Below are 18642 nucleotides of genomic sequence, written 5' to 3' on the forward strand. Positions count from 1 at the left end.
CCTGATCGCGAACCGCGGTGACCAGCCGCGCAGCGGCGCAGCGGCGCAGCCAAATCGCCTGGCACGCGAAGCGTGCGGAGGCGATTTCACCGCGGGGGCGCAGCATGTTTAAGAAGATCCTGATCGCGAACCGCGGTGAAATCGCCTGCCGCGTCGCGGCCACTGCGCGCCGCATGGCGATCCGCACCGTCGCGGTGTATTCGGACGCCGACGCGCACGCGAGCCACGTGCGTGCCTGCGACGAATCGGTTCATCTCGGCGGCAGCGCGCCGAAGGAGAGCTACCTGCGCTGGGAGAAGATCCTCGAAGCCGCGAAGTCGAAGGGCGCGGAGGCGGTTCATCCGGGCTACGGCTTCCTCAGCGAGAACGAGGAATTCGCGCAGGCCTGCGCCGACGCGGGCCTGGTCTTCATCGGCCCGCCGCCCTCGGCCATCAAGGCGATGGGCCTGAAGGCCGAATCGAAGCAACTCATGGAGAAGGCCGGTGTGCCGCTGGTCCCCGGCTACCACGGCAGCGACCAGAACCCGGAGCTGCTGCAGCGCGAAGCGGACCGCATCGGCTACCCGGTGCTCATCAAGGCGAGCGCAGGCGGCGGCGGCAAGGGCATGCGCGTGGTCGAGAAGAAGAGCGACTTCGCCGCCGCGCTCGCATCGTGCCGGCGCGAGGCGATCAACAGCTTCGGCGATGACGCGGTGCTGATCGAGAAGTACGTGCAGCGCCCACGCCACATCGAGATCCAGGTCTTCGGCGACACGCATGGCAACTACCTCTACCTGTTCGAGCGCGACTGCTCGGTGCAGCGCCGCCACCAGAAGGTGCTGGAAGAGGCCCCCGCGCCCGGCATGACCGAGGCGATGCGCAGGCAGATGGGCGAAGCGGCCGTGGCCGCTGCGCGCGCGGTCGACTACGTCGGCGCCGGCACGGTGGAATTCATCGTCGAGCAGCGCGACGACGGCAGCATGAACTTCTTCTTCATGGAGATGAACACGCGGCTGCAGGTGGAGCATCCGGTCACGGAGGCCATCACCGGCCTGGACCTCGTCGAATGGCAGCTGCGCGTGGCGTCGGGCGAACCCCTTCCATTGAAGCAGGAGCAGCTTCAGATCCACGGCCACGCGATCGAAGCCCGCATCTGCGCCGAGAACCCCGACAACAATTTCCTGCCCGCCACCGGCACCCTGCACGTCTACCGCAAGCCGCAGGCGACGGCCTTCCAGCGCAGCCGCGTGCGCATCGACGACGGCGTGCGCGAGGGCGGCGTGATCTCGCCCTTCTACGACTCGATGATTGCCAAGCTCATCGTGCACGGCGCCACGCGCGAGGAGGCGCTCGCGCGCCTCGACCAGGCGCTGGCGCAGATCCATATCGTGGGCGTGGCGACCAATGTGCAGTTTCTGCGAGGCATCCTGCGCACCGATTCGTTCGCGAACGCGAAGCTGGACACCGCGCTGATCGAGCGAGAGCGCGCGGTGCTCTTCGACCAGGAGCCGCTGGGCCTGCCGCTCGCGGCCGCCGCATCGATCGCGAACACGCTGCTCGCCGAAAAGGCGACTGCGAGCGCCGACCCCTTCAGTCGCCGCGATGGCTGGCAATCGCATGGCATCGCCACGCGCCCCTTCGAATTCGAGTTCCGCGGCGAGACGAAGACCGCCGAACTGCGCTACCTGCACGACGGCGCGCTCGCGCTGCGCGTGGGCGACGTCTCGGGGCCGCTCGAGATCGGCAGCCTCCCGGCCGGCGAGATCGAGCTGATGTTCGACGGCCACCGCCACACGCTGAACGTCTACGAAGACCAGTCCACCGCGCACGTCTTCGCCGCCGATGGCGCAACGAAGATCACCGCGGTCGACCGCCTCGCGCATGCGGGCGACACGCAGGCCGAAGGCGGCCGACTCACGGCGCCGATGCCGGGCAAGGTGGTGTCCTTCGCGGTCAAGGCGGGCGACAAGGTCAGCCGCGGCCAGGCGCTCGCAGTGATGGAGGCGATGAAGATGGAGCACACCATCGCCGCGCCCGCCGACGGCACGGTCGAGGAACTGCTCTTTGCGCCGGGCGACCAGGTCACCGAGGGGGCGGAGCTGCTTCGGATCGCGGCTTGATTAAGCTTGGGGGATGACTTCCCGAATGCGAATCCTCGTCAGCCTGACCGACCTCCGCCCCGAAGCCTGGGTCGCGGGGCTTCAGGCGGCCTTCCCCGACGCCGAAGTGGAACCGTGGCAACCGGGCGCGGCGCCGGCCGACCACGCGGTCGTCTGGGCGCCGCCGCAGCAGATGCTGGACGAGCAGCCGAACCTGCAAGGCCTGTTCAACATCGGCGCCGGCGTCGATGCCCTGCTCAAGCTCAAGGTGCCGCAGCAGACGCGCATCGTGCGGCTCGACGATGCGGGCATGGCGGTGCAGATGGCCGAGTACGTCTGCCATTACCTGATCCGCCACTTCCCGCGAGTTCGATGCGTACGAAGCCGAGTCGCGCGCGGGCCGCTGGAGCTTTCGCAAGCCGCGCGAACGCGAGGACTTTCCGGTCGGGATCATGGGGCTCGGCGTGCTCGGCGAGCGGGTCGCGAAGGCGGTGCAGCACTTCGAGTTTCCGGTCAACGGCTGGAGCCGTTCGCCGAAGGATCTGCCCGGCGCGCGCTGCTTTGCAGGCCAGGAAGGCTTCGAGGACTTTCTGAGCACGACGCGGGTGCTGGTTAACCTGCTGCCGCTGACGCCCGACACGCGCGGCATCATGAACCGCGAGACGCTCTCGAAGCTCCACGGCGGCAGGCCGGGCGGCTACGTCATCAACGTCGCGCGCGGTGCGCATCTGGTGGAAGCCGACCTGATCCCGCTGCTGGACAGCGGCCAGCTCGCGGGCGCGACGCTCGATGTGTTCGAGGTCGAGCCGCTGCCGGCTGAACATCCCTTCTGGCGCCACCCGAAGATCAACGTCACGCCGCACGGTTCGGCGCGGACGATGCGTGAAGCATCGATCGCGCAGATCGCCGGCAAGATTCGCGCGATGCAACGCGGAGAGCCTGTCGCCGGCGTGGTCGATACACAGCGCGGATACTGATCCGTTCACGGAGAACTCCCCAATGAAACTTCCCGGCAAGGTCAAGATCGTCGACGTCGGCCCGCGCGACGGCCTGCAGAACGAAAAGCAACCGGTCCCCGCCGACGTCAAGATCGGCCTCGTGCATCGCCTGCAGGATGCGGGGCTGCGCGAGATCGAAGTCACCAGCTTCGTCTCTCCCAAGTGGGTTCCGCAAATGGCGGACAACGCCGAGGTCATGCGCGGTATCCAGCGCAAGCCGGGTGTGCGCTACTCCGTGCTCACGCCCAACATGAAGGGCTTCGAGGCGGCGATCGCCGCGCCGCGCGAGGAATGGCCCGACGAGATCGTGGTGTTCGGTGCCGCGAGCGAGGCGTTCAGCCAGAAGAACATCAACTGCTCGATCGCCGAAAGCATCGAGCGTTTCGCGCCTGTCGTCGAAGCCGCGCGTGCCAAGGGCATCCAGGTGCGCGGCGCCATGAGCTGCACCGTGGGCTGTCCCTACGAGGGCGACATCGCACCCGACAAGGTGGACTACCTCGCCAGGCTGATGAAGGGCATCGGCGTGCAGCGCGTGGATGTGGCGGACACGATCGGTGTGGGCACGCCGCGCAAGGTGCAGCGCGCCATCGAGGCCACGCTCGCGCACTTCGGCATCGACGAGGTCTCGGGCCACTTCCACGACACCTACGGCCAGGCGCTCTCCAATACGCTGGCCGCGCTGGAACTGGGCGTGTGGAACTTCCAGTCCTCGGTGGCGGGCCTGGGCGGCTGTCCCTACGCGAAGGGCGCGACGGGCAATGTCGCGACCGAGGACGTGGTCTACATGCTGCACGGCATGGGCATCGAAACCGGGATCGATCTGGACAAGCTGATCGATGCCGGTGTCTACATCAGCGAAGCCCTGGGACGCGAACCGAATTCGCGCGCTTCCAAGGCGATACGAACGAAGAGGGCCGGCTGAACCATGTGTGGCGCAGAACTGACTTCATTGCCCGAGGGCGTGCAGCGCGTCGCGCGCGTGCTGCAGGACAAGGGCCATCCCCATTCGCCGCGCATGCTCGACGACGCCGCACGCACCGCGCAGCAGGCGGCCGATGCGCTGGGCATCGAGCTCGGGCAGATCGCCAAGAGCATCGTCTTCCGCCGCAAGTCCGACGAGCGCGCGGTGCTGGTCGTGACCTCGGGCGACAGGCGGGTGGACGAGAAGAAGGTCGAGGCCATCGTCGGCAGGCTCGGCCGCGCCGACGCGGATTTCGTGAAGTCGCGGACCGGTTTTTCGATCGGTGGCGTGTCGCCGTTCGGGCATGCGACCGAGCCGGTGATGCTGATCGATCGCGAGCTGTTCCGCTTCGACGAGATCTGGGCCGCGGCCGGGCACCCGCACGCGGTGGTTCGGCTGCGTCCGCAGGATCTCGAAGGGCTCACGGGCGCACCGGTCGCGGACGTGGTGTGACGATCGAAGCTGTGCTTTCGCTCGTCGAGCGTGCCGTTGCCGCACGTGCGGTGCCGCGCGATGTACCGTCGCCCTGCATCTCGATCTGCCGCATCGACTCTGAAAGCGGCTTCTGCGAAGGGTGCCTGCGCACCATCGACGAGATCGCGGCGTGGAGCCGCATGAGCGATGCGGACAAGCGCGGCGTGTGGCGCGCGATCGAACTGCGCGCGCAAGCCGGCTTCCTCGCCGGCGCTGGAGACAAGCCATGAAGCACATCACTTTCCATCTCGACTTCATCTCGCCGTACGCCTATCTCGCCTTCGAGCATCTGCCGCAGGCGCTCGAAGGGCTGACCTACAGCGTGGCGTACCGGCCTCTGCTCCTCGGTGCGCTGCTCAGGCACCACGGCCAGCTCGGTCCGGCCGAGATTGCGCCGAAGCGCGCATGGACCTACCGGCACATCCTGTGGCAAGGCCGCGAGAACAACATCCCCGTGCAGATGCCGGCAACGCATCCCTTCAACCCGCTGCCGCAGCTGCGGCTCGCGCTCGCGACATCGACCGATGGCGACATCAGCCGCTATGTCGCGGAGATGATCTTCCGCGACATCTGGCGCACCGGTGGCGAGCCGAGCGACGAAGCCCGTCTCGCGGCACTCGCTGCGCAACTCCGCCAGGTGCGCGATCCCGCTGGCGACGAAGTGAAGGCGCAACTCAGGAAGAACACCGACGAGGCGATCGCGCGCGGCATCTTCGGCGTGCCCACCTTCGAGGTCGACGGCCGCCAGTTCTGGGGCTTCGACAGCCTCGGGATGCTGCGCGCGTACCTTGTTGGCGACGACTGGTTCGACAGCGTGCAATGGGCCGCCGCCGATCAGCGCCCCTCGCTGCGCCGCAACAATTCCTGACATTTTCTGCAAACTGAAAAGCAACCCGCGGGTTAGACCTTAAGCTGTCAGCCTCGATTCAGTTTGGCGACAGCCTCGGGTCAGTCGGTACTCCAAGAATGCGTGACGCCCCACACCGTGGGCGCAACATTAGAAGGAGACGACATGGCAGCCACACTAGATTCACGGGGAACGCCCACCAGCGGTCCCCGTCCCATGACCGCCGAGGAAAAGAAGGTCATCTTCGCTTCTTCCCTCGGAACGGTGTTCGAGTGGTACGACTTCTACCTCTACGGTTCGCTCGCGGCGATCATCGCCAAGCAGTTCTTCAGCGGCCTCGATGCCGGCGCGGCCTTCATCTTCGCGCTCCTGGCTTTCGCAGCGGGCTTCCTGGTCCGTCCCTTCGGCGCGATCGTGTTCGGCCGTCTCGGCGACATGATCGGGCGCAAGTACACCTTCCTGGTCACGATTCTGATCATGGGCCTGTCGACCTTCATCGTCGGCCTGCTGCCCAGCTACGCGACCATCGGCATCGCGGCGCCGGTGATCCTTATCGCACTGCGACTGCTGCAGGGCCTCGCGCTCGGCGGTGAGTACGGCGGTGCGGCCACCTACGTGGCCGAGCATTCGCCGCACGGCAAGCGTGGTGCATACACCTCGTGGATCCAGACCACCGCCACGCTCGGCCTCTTCCTGAGCCTCTTGGTCATCCTCGGGGTGCGCGAAGGCGTGGGCGAGGCCGCCTTCGCCGACTGGGCCTGGCGCGTTCCGTTCCTCGTCTCGATCCTGCTCCTGGGCGTTTCGGTGTGGATTCGCCTGTCGCTGTCCGAGTCGCCTGCGTTCCAGCGCATGAAGGCAGAGGGCAAGACCTCGAAGGCGCCGCTCGCCGAATCCTTCGGCCAGTGGAAGAACCTCAAGATCGTGATCCTGGCGCTCGTCGGCCTCACCGCCGGCCGGGCCGTGGTCTGGTACACGGGGCAGTTCTATGCGCTCTTCTTCCTGACGCAGCAGCTCAAGGTCGACGCGACCACGGCCAACCTGATGATCGCGGCCGCGTTGCTCATCGGCACGCCGTTCTTCGTGGTGTGGGGCACGCTCTCCGACAAGATCGGTCGCAAGTCGATCATCCTGGCCGGCTGTCTGCTGGCGGTGGTGACCTATTTCCCGGTCTTCAAGATGCTGACCGAAGCCGCCAACCCCGATCTCGCCAAGGCCCAGGCCACCGCGGGCGTGACGGTCACCGCCGACCCGAGCACCTGCTCGTTCCAGGGCAATCCGGTGGCGCGCGAAATCGACTTCCGCAGCTCCTGCGACATCGCCAAGCGCTTCCTGGTGCAGAACTCGGTGAGCTATGAGCGCATCGACGGCCCGGCCGGCTCGCCGGCCGTGGTGAAGGTCGGCGACGTGGCGATCACCTCGCCGGTCGGCAACGTGGCCAACCACAAGTTCGACGAAGCCTCGAGCAAGGACATCGCCGCCTTCAAGAAGAGCGTGACCGAGCAGCTCAAGGCCGCCGGCTATCCGAGCAAGGCCGACCCCGCCAAGATGAACAAGGGCCTGACCGTGGCGCTGCTCTTCTGGCTGGTGCTGCTGGTGACGATGGTCTACGGCCCGATTGCCGCCATGCTGGTCGAGATGTTCCCGACACGCATCCGCTACACCTCGATGAGCCTGCCCTACCACATCGGCAACGGCTGGTTCGGCGGCCTGCTGCCCACCACCGCGTTCGCGATCGTGGCCAGCACCGGCAACATGTACAACGGCCTGTGGTATCCGATCGTGATCGCTGCGATGACGCTGGTCGTCGGCACGATCTTCATCCGCGAGACGAAGGATGTGGACATCTACGCGAATGACTGAGCACACCCCCAGCCTCGCTCACTTCGTGTAGCTCGGGCACCCCTTGCAGGGGGCAATACCAGCGGACCGGCGGAGCCGGTTCCGCGGTATTTCCCGACTGGCTGGATTGAAGGCCTCGTGCTGGCAGCGGCGCGGGGCCTTTTCTTTGGGCCTCGGGCCCTGTCTCACGCTCAGTCCTCGCCGGGCACCAGGATCGTGACGACCGGAGCGCCCTTGTCGTTGCGATTGATCTGCATGACGAGCACCATTCGCCGGGTGCCGGTCTCCGCGCCTTCCTGCGGGATGCAATGCAAGCTGAACACGCAATGCGCGTATTGCATCGGACGGCTGGCTGCCGCGCGGGCGGTGTAGAGCAAGTCCCGCAGTCGCGCCGCTTCGTTCTGCTCGGGCGCGGCGGCCTTTGCTTTCTCGCTTGACCACGCGACGCATTCGAGCCAGGCGGTCCTGGTGATGGCGACCGGGTACCTGAAACCCGCTTGGACGGCCTCCGCGCTCACATCGATCAACTTGCCGCTTTTCAGCGCGCGTGTCCGGTCCTGGCGCACGGCGATTGATTGCCGCACGCGGCTGGTGTCGACGGACATGTCTTTCTGCATTGCGTCCCCCTGTCGTGGCGTTCGTTGTGTGGCGAATCTAACGACCACTAAGATGGAGAGGCAACTAGTGACGATTACCAGGGCCTTCCGAGGGAGCGCGCGGATTCGGGACTTCGGTTGCTTGAACAGGGAGATAAAACAATGATTGATGTTCTCTTCATCGAGGACCAGCCGGTCGTTTCCGAGGCGACTGCGGACAAGTTGTCCCGCAACGCCCGTGTCGCCTCGATCCACGTGTGCCAGACGGCAGAGCAGGCGCTCCAGGCGCTCCGCTCGCAGCCGCATCGGTGGGGGCTGATTCTTCTGGACCTCGACGTGCCGGGTGCCGTCGGCCTGTCGCTCGCCATGGAGATCAAGCAGCTTGGCCTGGCGCCGATCACTTGCGTGTTGACCGGGACCCAGCGCGGCGACTACGTGGCGCAGATCGCGGCGGATGGCTTTCAGGGCTACATCCTGAAGGCGATGGACATCGAGGAGCTGGTTCGCGCATTGGACGCCGCGCTCGCAGGTGGCAAGGCGTTCCCTTCCGCGACTGCCTCGCAGTCATCCGCAGACAACCCTCGTCTCACCGCACGCCAGACGGAATGCCTCCAACTCGTGAGCCAGGGAAAGACGACAAAGGAGATCGCGCGGATTCTTGGCCTGCACGTCGGCACGGTGAACTACCACATCGAATCGGCCATGGATGCCCTGGAGGTCAGGTCGCGCGCGCATGCGGTGCAGCGGGCGCTTCGGTTTGGTCTGTTGACGTTGGGTGGCGGCGTTCAGGGCGTGGCGAGATGAGCCGGGCCGCCCATACAGTTCCCGGAGCTGCTGCGGCGGCCACGAACCCGTCGCAATCGCCTGGGAGCCAGGGACATGTTCGCTTTCTGCTCACGGCCACTCCGATGCACAGGCGCTTGGCGATGCGTGCGTTCGCTGTACAGAAGGTCGTGAACTGGGCTACGGTCATCGGGCTCGTTGTCGTCCACGCTTCCTATCCCTTGCTCGCGTCCCAGGTCATCCGGCAATGGGCCGGAGTGTTTCTCGCGAGCTGGGTATTGCGCCTGCTGATATTCGTACCGCTCTACAGGCTGCCGCCTTCCGCGATTGCGAAGTCCCTCGTGCTTCAGTGCTTGCCCCTGTTGAGCAGCGCCATTGGCTGCGCGTTCTGGGTCTGGACGACGACGTTGTTCGTGGGGTCCGGTGTGACGATGCGGGAGCTCGTCCTGTTCACTGGCTTTCTTTCGATCTCGATCTCGATGACAGGCATGTGGCCCGTGACGCCGGTGACTTCCATGGCCTATTACGTCGCGCTCTGGAGTGCCCTTTCCTATGCGCTGGGGGTGGGAGGGGCTGCGACTTGGGGGGCGCTCGTCGTTTTGAATCTCAGCGTGGCTGCCGTCATCTGGCTGAACGTCTTCGTGTCGGTCATACAGGTCAATTCGCAACTTGCCAGAGGCGCCGAACTCGAGCGCGCGTTGAGTGAACTGCGGATCATCAATGCAGAGTTGGAATTGAAGGACATGACTTGCAGGACGCTCGAAACCCGCTCGGAGTTCTTTTCTGAAGCCAGTCACGATTTCCGGCAGCGCCTGCATGCGGCCAAGCTCTGGGTTTCATGTGTCATGGAGACCACAAGAGGGGTCGCCGAGGCCGCGCGGCCGCTTGAGCGGCTTGGGCAGGAACTCAATGACTTGCAGGCCTATATCGATCGAGTTCTGGATTTCGCCCGCATCGAATCGATGGATCTTGATGCCCGGCTTCAGCGTACCGGCATCCAATCGCTGTTCCAGAAGTTGGACCTGAGTTTCGAGAAGATGTCGGCGCGCGACAACATCGCGTTGCGCTTTCGTAGATCCCCCGTCTTCATTCGGACCGATCCGTCGATGCTCCTGCGCATTCTGGAGAACCTGGCCTCGAATGCATTCAAGCACACCCGGGGCGGCGTTCTGATTGGCGCAAGACGACGGGGCGCATTTCTGGCGCTGGAGGTGTGGGATCAGGGGCCAGGCATCGACCCCGAAGCACATGAGAGGATCTTTCAGGCGTTCCATCGAGAGAATGACACGGGCGATCGTGTCGCCGGCCAAGGCGTCGGACTGGGACTGGCGATCGTGAAACGATTTGCGGACCGGCTGGGCTATCGGGTGGAAGTGCAATCAAAGGCCGGCCGAGGAACAGTCTTCAGGGTGTGGGTTCCGGCCGAGTTCATCGAGGATGATGCGGCGCTTCCGCCCGAATCGGACCTGGTTTGACCATGGGGCGCAGGGGTTGCCCGTTTTGCGGGCAATCCAGCCGCAACCCGCATGAATTCTGGGCTCCTGTGCGGCCATCCTCGCACAACCCACAACCTTATCCACAGAAACGCGGCGGAACTCTGTCAGCCGGTGTGCCGCTCGATCCAGCCGATCACCCCCTCGATGCTGCGGAATTCATCCGCCGACCGCGCGGGGATGTCCGCGTACCGGGCATTCCACATGCGCGCCAGTGCCTGCCCGGGACCGATCTCGAGCACGCATCGCACGCGACGTGACGCGATGCCTTCCATGCACTCGTCCCAGCGCACGGTGTGGTCGATCTGGCGCGCGAGGGCGGCCCTGGCCTGATCGGCATCGCGGACGCGGCCGCCGACGTTGCTGAGCAAGGGGAGTCGGGGCGCTTCGAGCGTGCGCGCGGCGAGCAGGACCTCGAAGGAGCGCGCCGCGTCGCTCATCCACGGCGTGTGGGATGCGACGTGGACATTCAGCCGCGTGACGTGGCCGCCGAGACCTTGCGCCGCATCGGCCGCTGATGCGAGCGCTGCCCTGGGGCCGCCGAGGACCACGCTGACCGGGTCGTTGCGAATCGCCACTGCAAGGCCGAGATCCGCGCACAGGCGATCGAGCACTTCGGCTCCGAGTCCGCGCACCGCGATCAGACCGCAGGCGCATCGTTCGGCCTCGCGGTCCATCCGATCCGCGCGCTGCTGCACCAGCTCGATGGCGGTCGGTGCGTCAAAGACACCGGCGACCGCGAAAGCCGCCACTTCGCCGACGCTGTAGCCCGCGACGACCGCGGGGGCGGGCACGTGCGGCGCAAGTGCAGTCCATGCGGCGAGCCCCGCCCCGGTGAGCAGCAGTTGAGCGTTCGCATTGCGGCCCGCCCAATCCGGATCGCGCAGGCGCTCGCGCCAGTCGTGGCCCAGTCGGCGTTGCACGCTTCGCAGCACGTCATCTTCCGCCAGCCAGGCCAGCATGGCGGGATGCTGCATGCCCTGGCCCGAGAAGATCAGCGCGTAGCTCATGCGTGTCGTTCGCAGACCCGTCGCATCCAGCAGGCGGCTGCGAGCGTGTCGGCCGCGCCGCCGGGTGACAAACGCCGTGCCACGAAGTCGCGATGGAGGGTCCATGCGGCTTCAAGGTGTTCGTCGGCCCCCGCGCCACCGCGTTCGAGATAGCTGCGCGCGGCGTGCCGTGCGTGCTGCAAGCCCGCGAGGCCGCCTCGATGCGCGAGGTTGCTGTCGTCGAGCGATGCCATGGTCGTGAACAGCGTGTCGAGGCGCGCACGTTGCGAGTCCAGCCCGCGCCGGGTTGCCGCAGCGAGTGCCGGCACGGCGATGTCGAACAGCACCGGGAATCCGAGCGCCGCCTCTTCCGACGCGCTGCGCAAGCCGTATCGGCGCGCGGCAATGCCGCCGGGCAGCATCGATACGCGGCGGCTGCGCGCACCGAGCGCATCGCCCCAATGCCGACGCAGCGACGCGCGCAGCGCAGCCGGGCAGGGTGCTTGCCCGTCGCGCACCAAGGCACCCGCCGATGCGCAAAGAAGGCCGAGCGTGAAGACCGCACCCCGATGCGTGTTGATGCCGCCAGTGGCCGCGAGCATGCGTGCTTCCGCCGCGATGCCGCAGCGCTCCAGTGCTTCGAAGGGCGCGTGTGCTTCGCCCAGGACCGCGATCTGCACGAAGTAGTGGCGCAGCGCGAAGAGACTCTGCATGAAGGTGTGCGCGTCCATGTCGTCATGGCTGCCGCTGTCGATGAAGGACACCAGCCCCGGTTTGGGAGCGAGCTCGAGTTCATCGTGCAGCGCGAGCGTTGCGGCGCGGCCGATGTCGGCGGCGGTGAGGCGCAGCGCATGCGTCGCCCGCTGCGTCCCATGGGCCGCGCGCGGCAGGGCGAGCGCGGTCATGCCGCCATCTCCAGCGGCTCCGCGCGCAGGAAGGACGCATCCGCCATCGATGCGCCGTGCAATCGCTTCACGAGCAGGTGCCGCGCCCGGCCCGCGCGCCATGCATGCCATTCGCGCCATGCGACGGCGGTGCCGTCCTCGAAGACCAGTTCGCCGTCGAGCCGCGGATGGCGGGGCGCGAAGGCTTCGAGGTGATGAGCGACGGCATCCGCCTGCTCGGCGTCGCGCACGCCGATCCACACGTCGATGTCGGAGCTCTCGCGGACACAGGGGAGTCCGGTCAGCAACTGCCAGCCGTAGGCGCCGTAGACTCGCACGGAGGCATCGCAGGCTGCGAGTTTCCGGCCCAGCGTTCGCCAGTGCAGCGCGCGGAATGCGCGGCAGCAGGCTCGCGGCTTCTTCTGCGCGCGGGAATTCATCGAACCAGGCCAGCGCGCTGCGGGGCACGTGGATCGCGAGGCGTCGCCGATCCCATTGCAATGGCGCCGGCAGGCCGAGCGCGATCCGACCTTCGTCCGACTCGGCTTGCGGCTGGCGCGTGACGACCAACGGCAGGCGATGCGCGGCCCAGTGGTCGATGCAGGCCTGTGCCTGTGCGTCCCACGCGCGCGCGCGGACGCCGGCCCAGCCCGCGTCCGAGAGAAAGGCCAGCCGGTGACGGCGCAGCGGCATCATGGCGAGCCTCAGGCCGCGTCGAGCACGCGTTGCGCGACAGCGGCGGCCATTCGGCGTCCACCGCGCTCGGCGCCGTCGATGGCGCGCGTGTCGACCTGCGGCGTGTGGGCCAGCGCGTCGCGCAATTCGGCGGCAAGGTCACCGCGCCACAAGCCGCGCACGCCGCCCATCGCGACGTAGTTCGCGACACCGGGTGCGAACACGGGATTCGACTTCGACAGCGATTCGAGCATGTCCTCGGGCAGCTTGGTCACGCGCGCCATCGCCGGGATGCGCATCACGCGGATCTCGGCTTCGGGCAGCGCATAGCAGGCGTCGGCGATCAGGCCCGAGGTGATGAAGCCGCCGGACAACGCCTGGTCGTACACCAGCCCGATCACGCGATGGCCGCGCCGCCGCGCGAGATCGATGCTTTCGCCGAGGTGCGCCATGGCGCGGTTGATGCCGAGCAGTTCGTCGCGCCGGCGCAGTTGCTGGCCCTGCGTGTCGATGAAGAGCAGGATCGGCCGCTCAGGATGCCGTGCGACGGTGTCGAGCACCACACGCGCTTGCGCGAGCGCCAGCCGCACGCCGATGGGCGCATGGTTCGTGGTGCCGACCACCGTGATCGGCCGGCCCTCGAAGCGCACGGTGCCGTGCAGGAAGTCGCCGTCGGCGGCGATGCCATGGTCGGCGCCGAAGAGCCGGGTGGCGAGAAGATTCCATTCCATCGTTTCGCTCCTCATGCGGGACGCAGCGCGCGCACGGCGGCCACGTCCAGTTCGGGAATGCGCGCGGCGTCGGCGATGCCCAGGCGCGACCACAGCGCGATGGCGTCGTCGCCGCCTTCGTCCGCGGGCGGCAACAGGCGCAGGCGCGCAGCGAGCAGGGCGTGTTCGCGTTCGAGCGCGTCGAGCGTCACGGGCTCCGCCGCACCGACCGCATCGAGCGCCGCCGCGCGGAACGCCGCGACGTCGTCCTCGACGAGCGCGTCGCAATCGGCGGTGAGCCAGCGGTGCTTGCCGCCGGTCGTTCGCCACACGAGGGCGCGGTCGCGTGAATCGAACTCCTCCACGCCGAACGAGGCTTCGATCACTTCGGGGCCCGACATGGCGAGCCGCCCGACATCGCTCATCACGATGTGGTCGGTGCAGCGCGCGACGATGCCCATGCCGCCGAAGCAGCCGTTGGCGCCGCCGATCAGCGTGATCACCGGCACGCCGGCCGCGCGCACGTCGAGCACGGCGCGCATGACTTCCGACACCGCGATCAGCCCGGCGTTGGCCTCGTGCAGCCGCACGCCGCCCGATTCGGCCAGCAGCAGCACGGCAGCCGGGCGGTCGCGCAGGGCGCGCCGCAGCAGGCCCACCAGCTTGGCGCCATGCACCTCGCCCACGCCGCCGCCCATGAAGGCGCCTTCCTGCGCCGCCACGAACACATCCAGCCCGCCGAGCTTCGCGCGGCCGATCGCGACACCATCGTCGAAGGACGAAGGCACGCCGAGCTGCGCGAGATGCGGGCTGGTGAGCCGTTCGTCGGGCGGCAGCCATTCATGGAAGCTGCCGGCATCGAGCACCTGCGCGAGACGCTCGCGCGCGGAACATTCGGCGTAGCTGATCATGGCCGTCCTCCTTGCGCGGCGCCCGGCAGTTCGGCCACGGCCTGGTCGAGCCGCAGGCTCACGACGGCCGGCGTCGCGCCCATGTCGTTGATCGAGATGCGAACGCCGGCCAGCGGATGGCGGTCGTGGAAGTCGCCGAGCACGGCTTCCCAGATCGGCCCGAAGCCGCGCGCCGAGGTCTCGATGCGGACGGTGCAGCCTTCGCCGCCAGCCGCTTCGAGCAGCACCTCCAGATTGCCCGAGCCGACAACGCCCACCAGTACCGGTGCGAAGGCACCGGCCGGGCGCGTGCCGGCGAATGAGAAATCGAGGGCTTCGAGCCCCGCAGGAATGGTCATGTTCGTTCTCCCGATCACCAGTTTCTGAATCGCTTGGGCGGCTGATACAGGCCGCCCGATGCACGCACCAGGTCGCGCATGCTCCGCGCGGCCAGCAGGTTGCGCGTGGCCTCGCGCGGGTCGATGCCGAGGTCTTCCGGCCGGCGGATCACGCCGCGGTCGCGCAGGTTCTCCACCGCGCGGCGGTCGCGGCCCAGGCCGATCGCGGTGTAGCCGGCCACGCCGCGGATCGCTTGCTCGCGCTCCGCGTCGCTGCGGCACATCAGCAGGTTCGCGATGCCTTCCTCGGTGAGGACGTGCGTGACGTCGTCGCCGTAGATCATGATCGGCGGCAGGTCCATGCCGGCCTTCTCCTGCAGGGTCCACGCATCGAGCCGGTCGACGAAGGCCGGCTGCATGTGCTCGCGGAAGGTCTCGACCATCTGGACCACCAGCTTCTGCCCGCGCGGCGTGCCGGCGGCGCCGCGGCGGCCGGCGCGGGCCTGCTGGCCTGCCTTGAGCCAGGCCGGGCTCGCATGGCGGCGCCCGCGCGCATCGGCGCCCATGTTGGGCGCACCGCCGAAGCCGGCGATGCGGCCCAGGGTCGCGGTCGAGCTGTTGCCGTCAAGGTCGATCTGCAGGGTCGAGCCGATGAACAGGTCGCAGGCATAGTGGCCGGCCGCCCGGCACAGCGCACGGTTGCTGCGCAGGCTGCCGTCGGGGCCGGTGAAGAACACATCGGAGCGCGCGCGGATGTAGTCCTCCATGCCCAGCTCCGAGCCGAAGGAGTGCACCGACTCGACCCAGCCCGCCTCGATCGCGGGAATCAGCGCCGGATGCGGGTTGAGCGCCCAGTGCCTGCAGATCTTTCCCTTGAGGCCGAGTGATTCGGCATAGGTCGGCAGCAGCAGCTCGATGGCGGCGGTGTCGAAGCCGATGCCGTGGTTGAGCCGCTGCACGCCGTATTCGGCGTAGATGCCCTTGATCGCCATCATCGCCATCAGCACCTGGATCTCGCTGATCTGCGCCGGGTCGCGTGTGAACAGCGGCTCGATGAAGTTGGGCCGCGGTGCCTTGACGACGAAGGACACCCAGTCGGCGGGAATATCGACGCGCGGCAGCGTGGTGGTCTGGCCGTCGACCAGTTCGTTGACCTGCGCGATCAGGATGCCGCCCGAGAAGGCGGTGGCTTCCGCGATGACCGGCGTGTCCTCGGTGTTGGGGCCGGTGTAGAGATTGCCCTCTGCATCGGCCGCGTGCGCCGCGACCAGCGCCACCTGCGGCGTGAGGTCGACGAAGTAGCGCGCGAACAGTTCAAGGTATGTGTGGATCGCGCCGATCTCGATGCGTCCCGCCGACACCAGCTTGGCCAGCCGCCCGCCTTGCGGACCCGAGAAGCTGAAGTCGAGCCGCGCCGCGATGCCGTTCTCGAACACGTCCAGATGCTCCGGCAGCGCGAGCACCGACTGCACCATGTGCAGGCCGTGCACCTTCGCCGGATCGAGCTCCACCAGCGCGCGCGCCAGGAAGTCGGCCTGCTTCTGGTTGTTGCCTTCGAGGCAGACGCGGTCGCCCGGCGCCAACACGGCCTCCAGCAGCTTGCCGACCGCCTCGGTGGCGACGCGCTTGCCGACGAGGTCGGCGCCGAGTGCGTTGGCCGCTCGCGCGAGGCGCGCGGCGCGGTTCCCGGCCTTGGTGTTCCAGTTCATTCGATCCATGGGGATTCCTCAACCCACCAGGGCCCTGGTGGCAAAAACAGCACCGACGGCCCCATCAGGCAGCCGAGGCCGGTGTGGAAGGTGGCGACCAGTGCGCCGTAGGGCACCAGCTTCCGGTCGGTGGCGGCGAGCCCGGCGGACACGCCGCTCACGGTGCCTGCGAGGCCGCCGAAGACCATCGCCGAGCGCGGTGTCTTCAAGGCCAGAAAGCGCGCCGCGATCGGCGTGCCCACCATCACGATGATGGCTTTCACCAGCCCCGTCGCGATGCTCAGCGCCATCACGTCGGGGCTTGCGCCGATGGCCGCACCGGTCACGGGGCCGACGATGTACGTGACCGCGCCCGCGCCGATGGTGGTCATGCTCACTGCGTCCGAGTAGCCGAAGCTCCACGCGATGGCCGCGCCGACGACGAAGGGCAGCACGGTGCCCAGCAGCAGCGACACCGCGCCGATCAACCCGGCCTTGCGCGCTTCGGTGGCCTGCACTTCGAAGGCGGTCGCCACGATCGCGAAGTCGCGCAGCATCGCGCCGCCCATCAAGCCGATGCCGCCGAACAGCGACATGTCGGCGAGGCCCTTGTGGCCGCCGGTCTGCGTGCCGCCCCAGTAGGCGAGCGCGAGGCCGATCACGATCGCGATGGCCGAGCCGTGCACGCGGCCGAAGGTCAGCCGGCGCGAGATCTGGCCCGAGACCAGGATGACGAGGCCGACCACCGCGAAGGCGGTCACGAGGCCGTTCTGGAGGGCGGCTTTTTCGAGGATGTCGATCATGGTGTTGCTCCGCGATCCGGTTATTCCGCTTCGGTCAGCAAGGGGTTGTCGTGCAGCTTCGGCGTCGTTTCCGCTTCCGCCTCCGGCCGTTCGGATCGGTTGATCGCGGCGATGACGCAGGCGCAGACCACCACCGCGGCGATGGCCGAGAGCACGGCAACGGGGCCGCCGCGCAGCGCCGACACCATGTCCTGCTGCGCCGCCATCGCGACGACGACGGGGATGTACATCGCGCCCCAGTACTCCACGCCGAGCTCGGTCAGCTTGGGCAGCATGTTTCGCTTCTGCATGTGGAGCCGCGCGAAGATCAGGAGCAGCATCGCGATGCCGACGCCGCCCACGTTGGTCTTCACGCCGAGCGCCTGCCCGAGCAGGTCGCCGAGGAAGATGCCCAGCAGATGGCACACGGCCAGCAGGGCGGTTCCGAAAATGATCATGGGCGTCTCCTTTGTGTGTCGCGCGGAATGCGCGGCGCTGTGGAGACGAACGTTATCGGCGGCCCTCCGCGCGATCAATTAACGGGGGGCGCCGATGCTTACGGTGCGTGAAACGGTCGCGGGTTAACCCTTGGCCAGCGGTTCAGGCCAGCTCGGCCTTCGAGCTGCGGCACAGCGACAGCAGCGCCAGCAGGTTGGGGTCGCGCTCGCGCGTGCGCAGGAAGTTCACGGCGATGGTCTGGCGCACGAGGTATTTAGGCTGCAGCGGCACCAGCCGCACGTTGTGCGGCAAGGCTCCGCGCACCCGCCCCGGCAGCAGCGTGTAGCCGACGCCGCCGGCGACGAGGTTCATCAGCGAGAAGATGTCGCCGGTGCGCATGACCACCTCGGGCGTGAAGTCCGCGATGCGGAACGATTCCATGAAGCCGCTGTAGGTCACGAAGCCTTCGGACAGGCTCACGAAGCGCTCGTGCCGGCAGGCGCCGAGGTCGACTTCGACCATCTCCGCATAGCGCGATCCGCTGGGCGCGGCAAAGAAGATGTCGTCCTCGAAGAGCGGCTCGGATTCGACGTCCTGCGCGTCGTCGGGGATCGCCATCAGCACCGCGTCGACCGCGCCGTCGCGCAGCTTCTGCAGCAGGTCGGCGTTCGAGCCCAGCACCAGCTCGGTGTGCAGGTCGGGCTTGCGCAGCTTCATGCCCATGATCACCTTCGGCACGGTGCGGCTGGTCAGCGAGTAGAGCGAGCCGATGCGGATGCGGTCCGCCGAATAGCCCGCCACTTCGCGTGTGGCGCGGATGCCTTCCGACATCGTGCGCACCACCTCGCGCGCCACGTCGGCCAGCGTCCTCGCCGCGTCGGTGGGCAGCAGGTTGCGCCCCTCGAGCCGGAACAGCGCGCAGCGAGCGCCCGTTTCCAGCGAGTGCAGCGCGCGATGCACGCTCACCGTGCTGATGTCGAGCTTTTCGGCCGTTCGCGCGAGATTGCCGGTTTCCATGAAGGCCAGCAGGATCTCCAGTTTGCGGAACGTGATTTCTTCGTCGACGAGGAATGTCATGAACTGGCGGGATGTCGGATCTGAGCCGGATTGTGGGCTGCCTGCGGCGCTGCCGGGTGTGTGTCGGTGTGTAAGCGATCCGCCCGGCAAGCACCTTGGGCC

At 67.5% G+C, this 18642-nt stretch carries 18 protein-coding genes and 3 pseudogenes; 9 read left to right on the forward strand and 12 right to left on the reverse strand.

The genetic code is table 11. The features are described from left to right. The first annotated feature begins 104 nt into the window (after window positions 1-104). The 7 genes and pseudogenes from ACQ858_RS01550 to ACQ858_RS01580 all read left to right on the forward strand — a co-directional run bounded on the left by ACQ858_RS01550 (window position 105) and on the right by ACQ858_RS01580 (window position 7218). Window positions 105-2099, forward strand: a complete 1995-nt coding sequence (locus tag ACQ858_RS01550; protein ID WP_431275111.1) for an acetyl-CoA carboxylase biotin carboxylase subunit — start codon at window positions 105-107, stop codon at window positions 2097-2099. A gap of 25 nt (window positions 2100-2124) precedes the next feature. After that, window positions 2125-3055 (forward strand): annotated as a pseudogene (locus ACQ858_RS01555) (2-hydroxyacid dehydrogenase). Window positions 3056-3077: 22 nt separating this feature from the next. Continuing rightward, window positions 3078-3998 (forward strand): hydroxymethylglutaryl-CoA lyase, encoded by a 921-nt coding sequence (locus tag ACQ858_RS01560; RefSeq protein WP_431275112.1) that lies wholly within the window; start codon window positions 3078-3080, stop codon window positions 3996-3998. Between the two features lie 3 nt (window positions 3999-4001). Next, window positions 4002-4490 carry a YbaK/EbsC family protein gene (locus ACQ858_RS01565; protein WP_431275113.1) on the forward strand — a complete coding sequence of 163 codons (489 nt, stop codon included), beginning with the start codon at window positions 4002-4004 and terminating at the stop codon, window positions 4488-4490. Then, window positions 4487-4741, forward strand: a complete 255-nt coding sequence (locus ACQ858_RS01570) for a DUF1289 domain-containing protein (RefSeq protein WP_431275114.1) — start codon at window positions 4487-4489, stop codon at window positions 4739-4741. Before ACQ858_RS01565 ends, ACQ858_RS01570 begins: the two co-directional genes overlap by 4 nt. Further along, window positions 4738-5379 (forward strand): 2-hydroxychromene-2-carboxylate isomerase, encoded by a 642-nt coding sequence (locus ACQ858_RS01575; protein WP_431275115.1) that lies wholly within the window; start codon window positions 4738-4740, stop codon window positions 5377-5379. Before ACQ858_RS01570 ends, ACQ858_RS01575 begins: the two co-directional genes overlap by 4 nt. A 144-nt stretch (window positions 5380-5523) precedes the next feature. Then, complete coding sequence (locus tag ACQ858_RS01580; RefSeq protein WP_431275116.1) at window positions 5524-7218, forward strand: MFS transporter; 1695 nt, start codon at window positions 5524-5526, stop codon at window positions 7216-7218. A gap of 170 nt (window positions 7219-7388) precedes the next feature. Here ACQ858_RS01580 and ACQ858_RS01585 read toward each other — a convergent pair whose 3' ends face one another. Beyond that, window positions 7389-7802 (reverse strand): DUF6573 family protein, encoded by a 414-nt coding sequence (locus ACQ858_RS01585; RefSeq protein WP_431275117.1) that lies wholly within the window; start codon window positions 7800-7802, stop codon window positions 7389-7391. 129 nt (window positions 7803-7931) lie between these two features. Between ACQ858_RS01585 and ACQ858_RS01590 the strand changes: the two genes are divergently transcribed. Next, entirely contained in the window at window positions 7932-8597 is a 666-nt protein-coding gene (locus tag ACQ858_RS01590; RefSeq protein WP_431275118.1) for a response regulator transcription factor, read from the forward strand. Between the two features lie 122 nt (window positions 8598-8719). Further along, window positions 8720-10051: a sensor histidine kinase gene (locus ACQ858_RS01595; RefSeq protein ID WP_431275119.1), complete on the forward strand. Its 1332-nt coding sequence runs from the start codon at window positions 8720-8722 to the stop codon at window positions 10049-10051. Window positions 10052-10176: 125 nt separating this feature from the next. Here the strand turns inward: ACQ858_RS01595 and ACQ858_RS01600 are convergent, their stop codons facing one another. The 11 genes and pseudogenes from ACQ858_RS01600 to ACQ858_RS01650 all read right to left on the reverse strand — a co-directional run bounded on the left by ACQ858_RS01600 (window position 10177) and on the right by ACQ858_RS01650 (window position 18540). After that, complete coding sequence (locus ACQ858_RS01600) at window positions 10177-11079, reverse strand: malonate decarboxylase subunit epsilon (protein WP_431275120.1); 903 nt, start codon at window positions 11077-11079, stop codon at window positions 10177-10179. Next, window positions 11076-11963: a triphosphoribosyl-dephospho-CoA synthase MdcB gene (gene mdcB, locus ACQ858_RS01605; RefSeq protein ID WP_431276760.1), complete on the reverse strand. Its 888-nt coding sequence runs from the start codon at window positions 11961-11963 to the stop codon at window positions 11076-11078. The genes ACQ858_RS01600 and mdcB overlap by 4 nt, the downstream gene beginning before the upstream one ends. Further along, a complete protein-coding gene (gene mdcG / locus ACQ858_RS01610) occupies window positions 11960-12523 on the reverse strand; it encodes a malonate decarboxylase holo-[acyl-carrier-protein] synthase (protein WP_431276761.1) in 564 nt (187 codons plus the stop codon). Before mdcG ends, mdcB begins: the two co-directional genes overlap by 4 nt. Further along, window positions 12444-12638, reverse strand: a pseudogene (locus tag ACQ858_RS01615) (malonate decarboxylase holo-[acyl-carrier-protein] synthase); the annotation flags it as partial. The pseudogene ACQ858_RS01615 and the gene mdcG, both read right to left, overlap by 80 nt. A gap of 8 nt (window positions 12639-12646) precedes the next feature. Further along, window positions 12647-13348 carry a biotin-independent malonate decarboxylase subunit gamma gene (locus ACQ858_RS01620; RefSeq protein ID WP_431275121.1) on the reverse strand — a complete coding sequence of 234 codons (702 nt, stop codon included), beginning with the start codon at window positions 13346-13348 and terminating at the stop codon, window positions 12647-12649. An 11-nt stretch (window positions 13349-13359) separates the two neighbouring features. After that, entirely contained in the window at window positions 13360-14238 is an 879-nt protein-coding gene (locus tag ACQ858_RS01625) for a biotin-independent malonate decarboxylase subunit beta (RefSeq protein ID WP_431275122.1), read from the reverse strand. After that, window positions 14235-14576, reverse strand: coding sequence for a malonate decarboxylase acyl carrier protein (mdcC, locus tag ACQ858_RS01630; protein WP_431275123.1), 342 nt, complete (start codon window positions 14574-14576; stop codon window positions 14235-14237). Before mdcC ends, ACQ858_RS01625 begins: the two co-directional genes overlap by 4 nt. Window positions 14577-14590: 14 nt before the next feature. Continuing rightward, window positions 14591-16273 (reverse strand): malonate decarboxylase subunit alpha, encoded by a 1683-nt coding sequence (gene mdcA / locus ACQ858_RS01635; RefSeq protein ID WP_431275124.1) that lies wholly within the window; start codon window positions 16271-16273, stop codon window positions 14591-14593. A gap of 9 nt (window positions 16274-16282) precedes the next feature. Then, window positions 16283-17046, reverse strand: a pseudogene (madM, locus tag ACQ858_RS01640) (malonate transporter subunit MadM). 20 nt (window positions 17047-17066) lie between these two features. Continuing rightward, the gene (gene madL, locus ACQ858_RS01645; RefSeq protein WP_431275125.1) at window positions 17067-17483 is read right to left on the reverse strand and encodes a malonate transporter subunit MadL; all 417 of its coding nucleotides are present in this window, start codon (window positions 17481-17483) and stop codon (window positions 17067-17069) included. A 142-nt stretch (window positions 17484-17625) separates the two neighbouring features. Beyond that, a complete protein-coding gene (locus ACQ858_RS01650; protein WP_431275126.1) occupies window positions 17626-18540 on the reverse strand; it encodes a LysR family transcriptional regulator in 915 nt (304 codons plus the stop codon). Window positions 18541-18642: the final 102 nt, after the last annotated feature.

Source organism: Variovorax ureilyticus, from assembly GCF_050632185.1.
GTDB classification, from domain to species: Bacteria; Pseudomonadota; Gammaproteobacteria; order Burkholderiales; family Burkholderiaceae_C; genus Variovorax; species Variovorax ureilyticus_A.